Genomic DNA, 14,167 nt, shown 5'->3' on the forward strand with positions numbered 1-14,167 from the left:
ATTTTTCTAAACTATCTCATGTTCGTTAGTTCTCTGTAAGCTCTAACGACTCCGTCTGCGAGTGTTTTTGTGAAGGTAAGAGCGACTCTTGCTTTTTCGGAAGCGATCATAACTTCGTGCGCATCTACGCTGTTCGGATTAAACACCATCTTTTGAGTCATTTCATCCGCCTCTACCTGGAGGTCGTTCACAGATTTGAAAGCGTTGCGCATTGCTTCGGAGAAACTTTCTGCCACGTAATCAGGGGCGACAGGCTCTTTTACGTCTTTGTAATGTCTGTCGTCTTGAGTGTTAACGTTTACACGTTCTCCCTTAGGAGACAATGGAAAGCGAGAATCGGAATATCCAGAATTGTAATTATACCAGAGTTTTGAATTAAAGTCTACTTGCATTACCTTATCCTAATTTCCTTTATTACGCTCTTCCGATTTCTAAGGCTTTATTGAACATTGCCTTTGAGCCGTTGATCATTTGTACGTTTGCTTCGTATGATCTGGACGCAGAAATCATATCCGTCATTTCCGTAACGATATTTACGTTCGGCATTTCTACATAGCCTTTTTTGGGACCGATCTGAATCGAATCCGGATGAGTAGGGTCGTAGACAAGACGCAAAGGACTCATGTCTTTTTCGATTTTCATCACTTTTACGCCCTTTCCCTCTCCAGGGGCCAAGCCGAAAGGATACACCGGACTTTTCCACCTGGTTCTCAGATTTACCGGTGTTAAGATGACTCTATCTCTACGAAACGGCCCGTCGCCATTCGTATTTCTGGTGGTGGTCGAGTTCGCGATATTGTTACCAATAACGTCCATGCGCAACCTTTGCGCCGAGAGACCGGTTGCGGCGATATTAATCGAAGTAAACAATCCCATAATACTTCCTTTATCCTTACCCTATGTCGCTTAGCCGCTATTAGGCGAGGCGCATGACTCCCTTTAAATCCCTATAATTCGCGTTCAGACGCTCCACCATCATCATGTACTGCATTTGCGAGTTCGAGGCGTCTACGACTTCTTTTTCAGGGTCCACGTTGCTTCCATCAGCACGCATAGTGGTCAAATAATCAATGTTAACTTTTGGCTGAACCTTCCTGTAATCGAGAGGCGTAAAAAAGGAAATATGCCGTTCGTCCTCGATTCTGGTTGGAATTGCTTTGGAAGCCTCTATTTTTTCGGATTCGAGTGCTCTCTTGATCATAGACTCAAAAACGACTTCACTTCTCTTAAAGTGGGGGACGTCGGCGTTTGCAATATTATCCGAAATGACCTTGCGTTTTAGAACGCTTGCTCCTAATCCGCGTTCGAGCAAATCTTGTGTTTTCATAAAATGAGTTTCTTCGAACATGGAATTCTCCCATAAAAAATTTCGGTCGAATTTCAATTTTTCCGAAGCTAAAAAGTGGAAAATCTCTAGAAAAAATCTCTAATATAATAAAACCTTTCTCCCTTTATTTGACAGTTATGAACGAACAATCCAATACATCAGATACAATAAAGATAGAACCAGACTTGGCCTCGCTATTTAACGACTATTATTCCTTTAGAAATCAGTTGATGGATGCGATCGCCTCGAAGCCGAGCAAAGTGCTTATCGACCTGGGTAGAATTCCAGCGATGAATTCTATATGCATTAGTTCTCTGGTTTGGTTCGCGAAAGAGGCGAAACTCGCTTCTATAGAAGTAGAGATGGTTAGAATTCATCCCGACTTATACAAAACCTTTGAATTGCTCAGAGTCAATGACTACTTTCGAAGGACTTAATTCAGCGAAATTCCCTCGACATCCATCAAAGCGGCCGTAGCTTGGACTCCTATGAAAAAAGTCCATCTAATCGTCCTAATCCTATTCTTTGCGATTCAATGTGGAAAATCACTTCCAGAGCAATTGCTGGGCGTTTGGGAAAATACAATGATTTGTCCCGCTCAAGGGGAATGCAAAAATCCTGGGGTGAGCAAAGGGGCGAGGTTGACGATCCTTAAGGACGGATTTGCTAAATACGCGGATCCGAGCTTAAAGGGAAAGGAAATGCACATTCACTATGTGCTGCAAGAAGAAGAAACCAAATCCAAATCACCAGAACTGGCCTTTGTATTTACCGAATATGGATTTGAGATTCGATACATAGTGAAAAGAATTTCAGAAAAGGAACTAGAGTTATTCAACCTAGATCCTAAAAAAGAAACTCTTGAGACTTACGTAAAGATCGGTACTCTCACGGAATGAATTTTTTTCTTAGAATCTTAGAACGATTCGGGAGATCGTTTCTAATCTTAGTCTGCCTATATACATTATGTGTTTTAGAAGTTTCGGCTCAAACTAGCGAAGAAGAGACTTCTCCATTTATTCCTGCTTCTCCAGAAGGGGAACTCCCACCTCCAACTCCACCTGTCGACCAGAGCGAGGTAGCAAGGAGAAAGTATAAGATTTTGGCCTTGAACACCGAAACAGTTAACTTGTTGAGGGTGAATAATCTTTCTAAGGCACTTTCTAATATAGATAAGATTAAGAAGATTGATCCTAATGCATTAGAATTTCATTATTTAACCGGGGCTTATCTTTATGCGGTCGGTCGCTATCCTCAGTCGAAAAAATCACTGCTGAAAGCCGTGGAAATTCATCCTGGCCACGATCCATCTTATTATCTGCTTGGGATGATTTTTGTAAGGAGAAACAAATGGGAGTCCTCGGTCCAATATTTTCAAAAAGCGGTCGAACTCGCGAACTACAATCCTTTCTATCGTTTGAATATGTCTTTGGCATATTTCGAAACAGGACAATATTTGAGAGCGAAGGCCGAAGCAGAAAAGGCAATCGAACTAAAACCGAATTTTAAGAATGCGAAATTGATTTTGCTTAAATCGGAATTCTTATTGGGGAACAGAGCGAATGCACTTTCACTTTGCAAGGAATTCGCGAAAGAGGGAGTTCTAAATCGAGAGTTCGTCTATATCTATGCAAGATTAGTAATGGATATAGACAAAAATTTTCGGAAGGCAATCAAGCTGTACAACCAATTTCCGGGGCTCCCTTTTTATGAGAGAAGGTTTCTCGGCCATGCATATTATAATACCGGAAACTACCGCGCTGCTGCGAATACGTACTCTCAGATTCTTGGATCAAAGGTCCTGGATGAAGAAGACAAAGTGAACTACATTCGATCTCTTGTTTTCTTAAGAGAATATGGCAGATTAGAAGCCTTTGTCACCTCCTGGATTTCTGAAGAGCCGGAAAAAAAACGCAAGGTTCAAGAAGCCTTGGATACTGCGGAATTGCTTAGAGATAACGACACTAAAATCTATCATATGCTTCCCTCGAGGTCTCCGTATTAGTTAGCTAACTTTTTACTGAGGGAACTCGGAATCCTGGTTCCGGATTGGAGGGAAGGGCGGCCCCCGCCCTGACTTTGGGAGGGGAGGTGGGCTCGTGGGAACCCCGGGAATTCCCTATCACAAAAACCGACTTTTGTCAAGAATAGTTTCTAAGGTAAAGTTTTGTAGGAGCTCCTACAAGTTACTTATAGCAATAAAAAAGGGTGCTTATTTAAGGCACCCTTTTTGTTAGATAAGATTTTTCTTATGTACTTATCCTTTTGATTTCCCTTTCGGATCGTTTCTCCTTAGGTATCTTTCAGAGCTGTTACGATCTCTTGGGTTGCTTTCTTTCCGTCTTGGAAATACATGAGAGCATTCTCTTGGATAAATAGAGGGTTAGGAACTCCGGCAAATCCTGGGCTCAAAGATCTCTTGATCACAATGATCGTCTTTGCCTTATCCACATCCAAAATCGGCATTCCGGCGATAGGGGAAGTAGGATCTGTTTTTGCCAATGGATTGACTACGTCGTTTGCGCCATTGACGATCACAACATCCACTTGTTCAAATGAGGAGTTGATCTCATCCATTTCCTTCATCTTATCATAAGGAATATCCGCTTCTGCCAATAACACGTTCATATGCCCTGGCATCCTTCCGGCCACCGGATGGATGGCGAATTCTACTTCGATTCCTCTGTCAGTCAGTTGATTGTACAGATCTCTCACTGCGTGTTGCGCTTGAGCGACCGCCATTCCGTATCCAGGGACGATCACCACTCTTTGAGCCATATCGAGTAACATTGCGACTTCTTCCGCAGAGGTACTTCTAATTTTTCCAGAGTAGATATCTTCTTCGCCTTTCGATGTAGTAGCTGCTCCTAGGCCGCCAAAAAGCACATTCGGAAGAGAGCGGTTCATCGCTTTACACATAATTTGTGTGAGAATGATTCCGGAAGCTCCTACTAAGGAACCTGCGATAATCAACACGTTATTATTCAAAACGAACCCGGTTGCAGATGCTGCGATCCCTGAGTAAGAGTTCAAAAGTGCGATGACCACCGGCATGTCTGCACCACCGATCGGCATTACGAGCAATACTCCGAGAATGGAAGCGACGATCACGATGTACCAGTAATATTCAATAGCAGTTGGGTGCATTACGGAGAAATATCCGAGTGCAATCGAACCGACGAAGAACAGAACTTTTACGATCTGATCTCCGAAATATCGAACCGATTTTTCCGGCATCAATCCTTGGAGTTTTCCGAAAGCTACCAAGCTTCCGGTCAGAGTAACTGCACCGATGATTCCCGTCGCAGCAGTGGAAATCGTAAATTGCAGATTACTTAAGTAAGGAGAGTTTTTTGCCACTTCTTCCATAAGCGAGTCTCCACCCACTAGGAAGGAAGCTAGTCCTCCGAGACCGTTTAGCAATGCGACCATCTGAGGCATCCCGGTCATTTCTACTTTTAATGCGATGTATGCACCGATTCCAGTTCCGATTAGAATTCCTACAGCGATTAAAGGAAGATCTAAAGCTCCTTTTTCAAAGAACACTCCAATCACTGCCAGGAGCATTCCGACTGCTCCGGCATAGTTTCCTCTTAGCGCTGTTTTAGGATGGGAAAGTAGTTTAAGTCCGACAATAAAAAGGATACTCGCAACGAGATAAATGAGGTTAACGAAAGCTTTTTCCATTTAGATTCTAGTCCTTCTTTTTGAACATTCCGAGCATTCTGTGGGTTACCACAAATCCGCCTACCACGTTGATCGTTGCGGCAGCAACTGCGATTACTCCAAGAACCTTGATCAAAATGCTATTTTCCAAATGTAAGGAAAGCACAGCTCCGATGATTGTGATCCCGGAAATCGCATTGGATCCCGACATGAGTGGTGTATGTAATAATGGAGGAATACGGGTGATGACTTCGAATCCTACGAATACTGCGAGGAGGAAAATCGTCAGGTAGCCTACGAATTGTTCCATATTAGCTTCCTTCTTGGTTAGGGACACGGCAGGAATGAAAATCTCCGCAGCCCGAAAATCTGTTCGTTCACTTTTCTGGGATGCCTGCTTCCTGAAAACCCTTTTTTCGAAGGAGGCAGGAGTCGCATTTACCGCAAGGAGCACCGTTCACCGGGTCATAGCATGAATGGGTAAGAGAAAATGGAACTCCTAGAGAATCCCCTAAAAGTATGATTTCTTTTTTGCTCAGATACTGTAAAGGTGCTTTGATCTGGATCGGTTTTCCTTCGACTCCGGACTTGGTCCCTTTCGCAATCGCTTCCGAATACGCCTGCAAAAATTCAGGTCTGCAATCCGGGTATCCAGAGTAATCTAGAGCGTTAACTCCGATGTACAAAGAATCTGCACCGATTCCTTCTGCCAAAGATACTGCAAATGATAGGAACAGGATGTTTCTTCCCGGAACATACGTATTCGGTATATGAGAATAGTCTAAGGCGTTTTTTGGAACCTTGAGCTTTCTTTCGGTAAGAGAGGAGCCTTTAAATAACTCCGGCTGCAGCTTTTGAATCAGGTGTGTGATTCCTAACATCTTCGCAATTTTCTTTGCAGACTTCAATTCTATCTTATGTCGTTGTCCATAGTCAAAAGATAGTGCTGTAGGATTGTACCCGTCTTTGATCGCCTTGTATAGACAGGTCGTAGAATCCAAACCACCCGAGAAGAGTACTACTGCTTTCGGTCTTTTCGCAGTATTGGATTCCGTTTTTGGAATCGGAGGCTTTCGCTTTTTTCCAGAACTAAGGGACACTTTAGTTTTAGGCCGACGATTCTAAGCTGGTTCTAAGTTGGGACCGGAATAAATACAGGCACTCGTGCAGGTCTCGTGCAAAGTGATTTTATACAAGAGAGGTAATTGGGGTCTTAATTTGTTCCAAAGCCAGATACAAATCTGTTCGCTCGTCGGATTCTCCAAACCTTCTATGTCGTTTAATAAATAATGATCTAGGTACTTTTCTACAAGGGGCTTTACGTACTTGCTAACTTCAGCAAAGTCCATGAGCCACCCAGTGTGAGGATCCAGTCTTCCTTTTAGATGAAGCTTGAATCGAAAACTGTGTCCGTGCATTCGACGACATTTGTGCCCCTCGGGCACATTCGGTAAAAAATGGGCCGCATCAAAGCGGAATTCTTTAGTAAGTTCTATTTCTTCCATTAAACGGGCCAAACCGTACCTTGGGAAGCTAAGGAGACTAAATGTGAAACGAAACCGAAACCAATCGTTCTATCAAGTTCCGGGAACTGCAAAGGAAGCCAGGCTTCCTCACCAATTATTTTACGAGTTCTTTGAGGATTTCCTGGCGTTTCTTGTCTTTTTGCTGTTGGTTCAAGACCAACCACTCGCGCTTCATCTGCTTTTCGCTAATGCCTTTCGCTTCGGCATATTTTTTTAAAAGCTTTGAGGTCTTCTGGTTCATATACAACCAATACTTGGTACGGAATCTTACTGTCAAGGCAACCATACGACGTTTTTGGGGAAAATTCAAGATTGCTGCAACAATTCCAATGTTTGGATGTCCGTTCATTGCCCAAATTCGGCTAAGAGATTAGAACGGAAGCGGATAAAACATTATGAAAACTGCACCTAATTCAACTTATTTCAAAAGGTTAACATTGATTCTGTTAGCTGCCTTTGTGATCCGATGTGGTACATCCGGAGAAGGCTTGAATCCTTTCCTTTTATTAGGTTTGGGACAAGGGGGAAAACCTACGAGTGAAAATGCGCAGCTTTTGATCCAGGTAACTGATGCAAAGACCGGTTCTCCTTTAATTCTCTCAAATGGTTTTCAGGTCAGCTTTTCCGGTTCAGGATCAGATCGAATCATAGATGAAAGCGGTTCTTCTATCACCAGCATCAGCGGAAACCAAGGAATTGTTTCGGTTCGACTCAAATCGGGAGTGAATCCTAATAATGATTCTCCAATCCATCTGAAAGTAACAGTAAAAGCCGATGGTTATATTCACGGCGGGCAATCAGTTCTCTTGTCCTCGAAACAAACAACGATTCAGATTCCAGTTGTGAATACTGTATTTCCGCCGACCGGAGTAACTGTCAAAAAGTTGTCTTCCGGAACCACGAATGGAAGTGGACAACTTTCTTCTCCTGTAACCTTGGTAGGAGAAGCCGATCCAGGTTCAGGGATCCAATTGCAAGTTTCTATTCCAAACGGAACTATATTAACAGATTCGCAAGGGGATTCGCTTACCGGTGCTTTGACCGCGACGCTGGCTCAGTTCAATCATTCTTCAGTAAATTCTCTCTTGTCGTTTCCGGGGGGGATTTCAGGCAGACATCTCAAGTAACGAAGCTGGTACACCTGAACAGACGAATTTTTTGACCGGTGGATTTATGGCATTAGAAATTCATGATGCTTCAGGAAGATCTGCTTCGCATTTCTCTTCGAACTTTCAGGTTTCGATGCAGATGCCATCTGGCTCGATCAATCCTCTGAATGGAAATGCACTTATTGTGGGAGATACGATTCCGGTCTGGAGTTATAACGAGAATTCAGGTGAATGGAAATTTGAATCTCAGGGGCAGATCGTTTCGGAATCTGGCGGTTATTTAAATATTTCTTATGCATCGAATCATTTGTCGTATTACAATTTGGATTGGAAAACGAACACTTGTAGTCAGCCTGCAAATATTCGGATCGTAGGAGCTCCTTCCGGTGCACCGATCCAAGTAGTCATCAGGTCTACTGCTCCCGGTTTCGGTTATCAATTCCAGACTTCGGATTTATCCCTCGTTCTCAGGCGCGTCCCTTCCGGAATTCCTGTCGTTCTGAGCGCGTACTACAACGGGCAGATCATAGGGAACCTGTCCCTAAACAATCTCTGCATTTCCGGCGAAATCGATTTTCCGGTTAACTTTCCTGCAAGCGCTCCTTCAGCTCCGGCTATTAACTTTTATCCGGTGCAAGCCAGAGCTACGTGTGCAACCCCATTTCTTTCGGACTCAAATATCGACGGTTACGTCTTTTATAGAAAGAACGGTTGCACTGTTCCTTTCTGTTCCTTTCAGTTCGGCGGTTCCATTGTTTCGGGACAAACTAACATTCCTTATGCGATCGTTGGAACTACTTACGAAGTCCTTGTCACTTCGATTCACCCCACACTCGGACAAAAGTCGACTTTTTCTACTTTCACCGCGAGCTCCGGCGGAAGCGCCAGTGTGGATGTAGACTATTGCGACGTTTTAACTGGGAGTCCGGCTTCTCCACCTACACCCGCCCCGAACGGAATCGAAGACCTTGCCCAGTGGAATAAACGATTGGATGTGAACAATATTACAAATGAAGCATATGCAATCACTGTGGATTTGGCCGGAAATATTTATGTAGGAGGTACCAGTTTAGCGAGTAATCGAGTCGGCTGGGGAGTCAAAAAATTCCAGCCCAATGGTACCGAGATCACGGCCGGATGGGACAAATCGATCACTGTAGGAAACGGCGGAACTGTAAAAGCGTTTTTGATAGACGACTCGAATAATGTGTACGTAGCCGGGACCGCTCGATATGTAACGAATGCACAATTGTATCCTTCCTGGAGAATTAAGAAATTTGATTCAGCCGGAAATGAGATTACGAGTGGATGGGACAAACTAATCAATGTAGGAACTCCAAACATGGAGATTGATCTAACTGGAATCGCGAAGGATAGCTCCGGAAATATTTATATTGCAGGATGGGCAGATTTTGGAAGTACCATGGCCCGGGCTTGGTGGGTGAAAAAATTTAGTCCAAGTGGGGTCGAAGATACTGCGAATTGGGATAAGAAAATCGACGGCTCCGGGATCTATCCGGATTCGTTATATTCCATTTTTATTGATCCAGCAGATAACGTGTATTTGGCGGGAACAGAAAGCCAGCCGTCTCAGGCGAGATGGTGGATCAAAAAGTTCAACTCGAACGGAGTGGAAGACACTGTAAATTGGAACAAACTCATATTGCATCCAAATCCAATCGGAGGGGAAGCATATGCGATGACCGGAGATGCTTTCGGAAATATTTATATAGGTGGTTACGGGCGAGGAGTACTTCCAAATCCTAGTACTGCTTGGTGGGTGAAGAAATTCGACAACAACGGAGTCGAGGATACTGTAAATTGGAATAAGGCATTTCCTATTTCAGGCGCGATCACTACGATGCAGACAGACTTGTCCGGGAATTTGTATATAGGAGGATGGGGAAATAATCTGGTCAGTCAAACTTCGGGAGTGGATTGGGTGATCAAAAAAATCAGTCCTTCCGGTGCAGAATACTCGACTCCTTGGAACAAGATTTTTGATGGAAATTCCAACGAGGACAACCTGAGACAAATCATGATTGGAAATGCTAGTGTTTTTGCTGTCGGAACAGCAAAAAACATTGTCGGTTCGACTTCTAATTCCGATTGGTGGATCAAGAGATTCTATTGATTCCTGTCCGCACTCACGGAATTAGAAGAGATAAGTTCCTCTAAATGATCTGCTTCGTGAATACTCAGATCCGTCCTGGAGCATATTACTTCAGGACGAACTAAGGCGTATCCGGATTTTCTTCTGGGAGATTCTAGGATTCCTTCATAAGAAATTTCGAATGTAAGTTTTGGTCGTAAGGAACGAAAAGGACCTCTTTTTTCCAAAACATTTTCCGAACTAAAGCGAAGTACAAGTTCTTTATCTTTTTCCGAAAAGGCTGGCTTGAATTTGCAGATCGGAACCAGATCTTGTCCCTTCCAAATTCCGAAAGTGAATTCGGAATCGATTTGATTTGGAGAAAGATTTCGATAAAGTAAAACAACCTTTAAAGTTTTCGGCCCCGGTTTCAAAAGGATCCAATCCTTAGATTCCGATTTTGCTGCTCTTTCGTAGAGTCCGTTTTTATGCTTTAAGGAAATTCCAGTGACTCCTTTCGGTAATCGATTCAGCAAGCCTTCTAAATTTTCGATCTCGAAAGGCTCTAATTCGGTTTGGACCAAAACTTCTTCTGATTTTGCAGACTTTATTTTGCTGCCTTGGAGTACATTCTTAAACCAATCCTGAAGATTTTCTCTCCGCGAGTGAAAGGGAACATTTCTTAAGTCTTGCCCTTTCCATTCCAATAAATCAGTGAGGATCAGTTTGTGCGAAGATGCGCCGAGCTTCTCCGATCCGCTATGCAGGAAGATCGCTTCGAAAACTGGATTCTGGAATTCTTTTTTTTCGAGCATCGGAAAATACTTTAAGATTTCATGATTTAAGAATTCAAATGCTTCTGACCAAATGAAAACTCCCCTTTCTCGCAAAAAAATCTGGCAGCGCGCTCCGTCGTAAATATATTCTGCGATATAATTTCCTTTAGAAAGATCATCTCTTTCCTTTATTGGCCAAAGTGAATATTCCGGAAAAGGATGGGGACCTGAGAAGTCTTCAGCCTCCGGCTTTGCGATCATTCTGCGAAAACTATTCTCGTCCCAGCCTAGGTCCTGCTCTAGTCGAAGGTGTATCTCTCCGATTCCGATTCGATAAATTTGAGAGAGAGATTCGCAAATCATGGCTTCGGTGATATGCCAGTCTAGGCTGTGAGTCAGAAATTTTAACAGAATCAATTTTTGGTCGGAATTTACAGATTCCAAAAATTGTAGAAGCGAATCTCTTAGTTGTGCTTCGAATGGGATGGAAACTATACCATCCAACATTGAGAAAGTTTCTGATAAATTCTTATCATAATCATTCTTTCCGATTTTCAATAGTAAGGAGATTGTTTCGGTACGATTGCCTACCTCTTCGAAACTTTTCTCTATCAACCAAATTGGAATTTTGTAATATTCACCAAGCCATTTGGTTAATTTGGAAATTGCGAGCTTGGGATATTTTCTTTTTTTCAAAAAAAGACAAATCGCGATGGCAGAATCCGATTCGGATAATTTCGAAAGATATGTAGTTAGTAGTTTCTTCTTTTCAGAATCGGTTCTAGCGGATTCTAAGTTTTTGAAAAGAATGGACAGTTGTTTCAACGTTCGTCCTCTCCGAAACGAGTCTTGAATTCCTCTGCTCGGATTCCCTTTTCTGTTAAATACCTGGAGATAACTTCGGTCTTACCGTGGGTCAGAAGTATTTTTTCTGCACCGGTTTCAGTGATTACGTTAATCAATCCTTTCCAATCTGCATGATCTGAGAGTACGAACCCACGATCTATACTTCCTCTTTTTCGATTCGCGGAGATTTGCATCCAGCCGGAGCAAAATCCGGTTCTAATTTCTGAACCTTGCAAATGATCTTCTCCTCCCGGTGGAAGCAGGTGCAAGGATCCAGGCAAAAAAGGTACATTCCGATTTTGAAGCGGGGGTATTTTCACATTACTTTTACGATACGCTTCGTTTATCACTTCGATGGTTTCGTGAACTCTAATTTTCTCCCAAGATAGTTCGGGCCATTTTGAGATAAGTTCGTGCAATCCTAAAAGTAACCTTTGTGCTTTTCCTAAAGAATAGCATCTCAAAACCGATTCGCAACCTTGCGATTGGTTGTACTTCCACCAATCTAGTATTTCCGAAAAAACAAACTCGGCAGAAGGCCAGTCGTAAAATGGAAACGCAAAAGTGGACTCCGACAAAAAAGTGTGACATCGAATCGGCTCAATCGGAAGACAGGTTTGGTCGGATTCAGTTTTATAATCTCCGCTGATTACGAGCACTTCTCCTTTGAATTCGAAGCGAATTTGTGCGGACCCTAAGATATGTCCCGCAGGATAAAAACGAATCCTCATCCCATTAATGGCAATTTCTTGTCCGTAATCTACAGCATTGAGATTTGCATTCGGACCGAGTCTGGAACGAGTGACTTCATATCCGTCTCTTGTGCATAGATAATATTTTGAGCCGGATCTAGCGTGGTCTGAATGCGCGTGAGTGATTAGAGCTTTCGGTACTGATTTCCAAGGATCTACATATACATCAGCAATCGGGACATAGATTCCCTGCGGTCTAAGCTCTATTAAGGACATTGAATATAGAAAATTGACATAAAAGGTAACTGATTGATTCGAAAAACATAAAGAATTGGATCTTGAATCTACGATACTTTTTGTCGGATATTTCCGGCGTACTTTTTCAGGTTTTCTAGGAAACTAGGATCTTCCAAAAATTTTGCGAAGAGATCGAACTCTCTCCTTAAGTTTTCGTGCAAGTTCCCGTGAAATAAATTGTTTGCGATATCCTTTTCCGCTCTTATCAGATCCAGATTCCATTGGCTCAATTTAGTCGCTACTTTGATAGCGTGCTCTAACGGATTTTCGGAAGTGTCTATTTCATCAATAATTCCCCATTCGAGAGCCTGGCTTACCGAGATCGGATCTCCCTTTAGAGTAATGCTCAGGGCTTTGGAAGGTCCGACTTTGCGTGCAAGGCTTGTAATCAAAGGAGGTCCGTTAAATCTGATTTCTGGTCGAAACAATATCGTTTTCTTTTCTGCGATGATATAATCTCCGCAAAGAGCTAAATCGAATCCGCCAGCAGAGCAGAATCCTTTGAGCAGTGCGATCACTGGTTTTGGGTAAGAATAGATTTCATAATGATATTCTAATATTCGATGGCGAAATGAGTCCAAATTGGTCTGGATGACTTCCTCAAGATCGTATCCCGCACAAAAATTCTTACCTTCCGCGTTCAAGACGATCCCGCAAATTTGGTCATTCGATTTTGTAGTAGAAAACACGTATTCGAGCTCGTCTCGAAGTTTCATGTTTAATGCGTTGTTGTATTCGGGGCGATTCAGAGTGACGATCAAGATCGATTCTCTGTGCTGAGTTTTTAAATGGACAAGCTTGGAAAAGTTACCGTCATCAGCAATTGTCATAAGGGCATTCTGCTCCTGTTGGTTCGAGCTCGACGGTTGCATGCGGAATTTTGAATTCCTTTGCAATCAATCTGATCTTTTCTTTCAACTTTTGCCCCGCTGCTAAAGTGGTTTCTTTTACACTAACGTGCAAGGTCAGCACATGATAGTCTCCGTCCATCGACCATAGGTGGAGGTCATGTACTTCCGAGACTCCCTTAAGCTTTAATATTCTAGATTCCAATTCCTTGGTATCGATTCCTTCGGGAGTCGACTGCAAATGCAATCTGAGCACTTTTCTTAGATTCCGAAAAGCTAATATTCCGACCCAGATAGAAATTACAATGGACAAAACGGTATCTACCCAATTCCAACCGAATAAAATCAAAAGTATGCTGCCAATAAATACTGCGACCCAGCCTAGAACATCTTCTAATAAATGAAGGGAAACTGTTTTGGCGTTCACTCCTTCCACGCCTTTCATCCGCAACATCGCCGCACCGTTTACCAAAACACCTAATACGGATAAGCTGAGCATTCCCCATCCGTTTGGCGAAGTCGGATACTGTAGTCTGGAAATCGCAGCGCTTAGAATAAGAACCGAGCCGCAAACTAATACGAGTGAATTTACTAAAGCCGCCGACAGCCCCAACCTCTTATATCCGAAGGTAAAAGTCTGGGTCCTAGGTCTAGAGGCGATTTTTTGAAAAATCCAAGCAATTGCCAAAAAACCACTATCACCCAAATCGTGGAGAGCATCCGAAAGAATCGCCAAACTGCCGGTGATATATCCGCCTACGAATTCGATAATTGCAAAAGTAAAATTTAGTCCGAAAGCGATCAGAAAGGCGCCGGAACTATCCGGAATCGGACCGTGGGAATGCGAATGGAAATCGCCGTGTGAATGAGTATGACTAGTGTGATGGCCATGCTCATGATCGTGTGCATCCGAATGAGGGTGCTTGCCGTGCATAAATGTATGCTAGCATCGAATCAAAGTTTCTTCCAACTTATTTTTATAGAAAGT

The 14,167-nt window shown here is 43.0% G+C and carries 17 protein-coding genes; 5 read left to right on the forward strand and 12 right to left on the reverse strand.

Annotated elements, in window-relative coordinates:
- Positions 1-11: 11 nt before the first annotated feature.
- Genes fliE through flgB form a run of 3 tightly spaced genes read right to left on the reverse strand, consistent with a single transcriptional unit; the run spans position 12 to position 1,348 of the window.
- The gene (fliE, locus tag CH373_RS01830) at positions 12-392 is read right to left on the reverse strand and encodes a flagellar hook-basal body complex protein FliE (RefSeq protein WP_100712211.1); all 381 of its coding nucleotides are present in this window, start codon (positions 390-392) and stop codon (positions 12-14) included.
- A 22-nt stretch (positions 393-414) separates the two neighbouring features.
- Positions 415-876, reverse strand: coding sequence for a flagellar basal body rod protein FlgC (flgC, locus tag CH373_RS01835; protein ID WP_100712212.1), 462 nt, complete (start codon positions 874-876; stop codon positions 415-417).
- A gap of 40 nt (positions 877-916) precedes the next feature.
- Positions 917-1,348, reverse strand: coding sequence for a flagellar basal body rod protein FlgB (gene flgB / locus CH373_RS01840; RefSeq protein WP_100712569.1), 432 nt, complete (start codon positions 1,346-1,348; stop codon positions 917-919).
- 116 nt (positions 1,349-1,464) lie between these two features.
- Here flgB and CH373_RS01845 point away from each other — a divergent pair, with 116 nt between their 5' ends.
- Genes CH373_RS01845 through CH373_RS01855 form a run of 3 tightly spaced genes read left to right on the forward strand, consistent with a single transcriptional unit; the run spans position 1,465 to position 3,332 of the window.
- Positions 1,465-1,764, forward strand: a complete 300-nt coding sequence (locus CH373_RS01845; protein WP_100712570.1) for an STAS domain-containing protein — start codon at positions 1,465-1,467, stop codon at positions 1,762-1,764.
- A 51-nt stretch (positions 1,765-1,815) separates the two neighbouring features.
- Positions 1,816-2,226: an LIC10301 family lipoprotein gene (locus CH373_RS01850; RefSeq protein ID WP_100712213.1), complete on the forward strand. Its 411-nt coding sequence runs from the start codon at positions 1,816-1,818 to the stop codon at positions 2,224-2,226.
- Positions 2,223-3,332: a tetratricopeptide repeat protein gene (locus tag CH373_RS01855; protein WP_100712214.1), complete on the forward strand. Its 1,110-nt coding sequence runs from the start codon at positions 2,223-2,225 to the stop codon at positions 3,330-3,332. Before CH373_RS01850 ends, CH373_RS01855 begins: the two co-directional genes overlap by 4 nt.
- A 287-nt stretch (positions 3,333-3,619) precedes the next feature.
- Here the strand turns inward: CH373_RS01855 and CH373_RS01860 are convergent, their stop codons facing one another.
- The 5 genes from CH373_RS01860 to CH373_RS01880 form a co-directional block, all read right to left on the reverse strand.
- Complete coding sequence (locus tag CH373_RS01860) at positions 3,620-5,014, reverse strand: NAD(P)(+) transhydrogenase (Re/Si-specific) subunit beta (RefSeq protein ID WP_100712215.1); 1,395 nt, start codon at positions 5,012-5,014, stop codon at positions 3,620-3,622.
- Between the two features lie 7 nt (positions 5,015-5,021).
- On the reverse strand, positions 5,022-5,303 hold the full coding sequence (locus tag CH373_RS01865; RefSeq protein ID WP_100712216.1) for an NAD(P) transhydrogenase subunit alpha part 2: 282 nt from the start codon (positions 5,301-5,303) through the stop codon (positions 5,022-5,024).
- 67 nt (positions 5,304-5,370) lie between these two features.
- Positions 5,371-6,057, reverse strand: coding sequence for a 7-cyano-7-deazaguanine synthase QueC (gene queC / locus CH373_RS01870; RefSeq protein ID WP_100712571.1), 687 nt, complete (start codon positions 6,055-6,057; stop codon positions 5,371-5,373).
- A 57-nt stretch (positions 6,058-6,114) separates the two neighbouring features.
- A complete protein-coding gene (queD, locus tag CH373_RS01875) occupies positions 6,115-6,498 on the reverse strand; it encodes a 6-carboxytetrahydropterin synthase QueD (RefSeq protein ID WP_100712217.1) in 384 nt (127 codons plus the stop codon).
- A gap of 115 nt (positions 6,499-6,613) precedes the next feature.
- The gene (locus tag CH373_RS01880; RefSeq protein ID WP_100712218.1) at positions 6,614-6,868 is read right to left on the reverse strand and encodes a hypothetical protein; all 255 of its coding nucleotides are present in this window, start codon (positions 6,866-6,868) and stop codon (positions 6,614-6,616) included.
- 46 nt (positions 6,869-6,914) lie between these two features.
- Here CH373_RS01880 and CH373_RS01885 point away from each other — a divergent pair, with 46 nt between their 5' ends.
- On the forward strand, positions 6,915-7,646 hold the full coding sequence (locus tag CH373_RS01885; protein ID WP_100712219.1) for a hypothetical protein: 732 nt from the start codon (positions 6,915-6,917) through the stop codon (positions 7,644-7,646).
- A gap of 46 nt (positions 7,647-7,692) precedes the next feature.
- The gene (locus CH373_RS01890) at positions 7,693-9,762 is read left to right on the forward strand and encodes an NHL repeat-containing protein (protein WP_100712220.1); all 2,070 of its coding nucleotides are present in this window, start codon (positions 7,693-7,695) and stop codon (positions 9,760-9,762) included.
- Here the strand turns inward: CH373_RS01890 and CH373_RS01895 are convergent.
- From CH373_RS01895 to CH373_RS01910, 4 genes are all read right to left on the reverse strand, one after another.
- Positions 9,756-11,321: a DNA ligase-like domain-containing protein gene (locus CH373_RS01895; protein ID WP_165778759.1), complete on the reverse strand. Its 1,566-nt coding sequence runs from the start codon at positions 11,319-11,321 to the stop codon at positions 9,756-9,758. The two genes, CH373_RS01890 and CH373_RS01895, sit on opposite strands and share 7 nt — an antisense overlap.
- The gene (locus CH373_RS01900; protein WP_100712222.1) at positions 11,318-12,310 is read right to left on the reverse strand and encodes a ligase-associated DNA damage response exonuclease; all 993 of its coding nucleotides are present in this window, start codon (positions 12,308-12,310) and stop codon (positions 11,318-11,320) included. Before CH373_RS01900 ends, CH373_RS01895 begins: the two co-directional genes overlap by 4 nt.
- A gap of 68 nt (positions 12,311-12,378) precedes the next feature.
- A complete protein-coding gene (locus CH373_RS01905; RefSeq protein ID WP_100712223.1) occupies positions 12,379-13,161 on the reverse strand; it encodes an enoyl-CoA hydratase/isomerase family protein in 783 nt (260 codons plus the stop codon).
- Positions 13,148-14,113, reverse strand: coding sequence for a cation diffusion facilitator family transporter (locus tag CH373_RS01910; RefSeq protein ID WP_100712224.1), 966 nt, complete (start codon positions 14,111-14,113; stop codon positions 13,148-13,150). The genes CH373_RS01905 and CH373_RS01910 overlap by 14 nt, the downstream gene beginning before the upstream one ends.
- Between the last annotated feature and the right edge of the window lie 54 nt (positions 14,114-14,167).

It is taken from the genome of Leptospira perolatii (genome assembly GCF_002811875.1).
Lineage (GTDB): Bacteria > Spirochaetota > Leptospiria > Leptospirales > Leptospiraceae > Leptospira_B > Leptospira_B perolatii.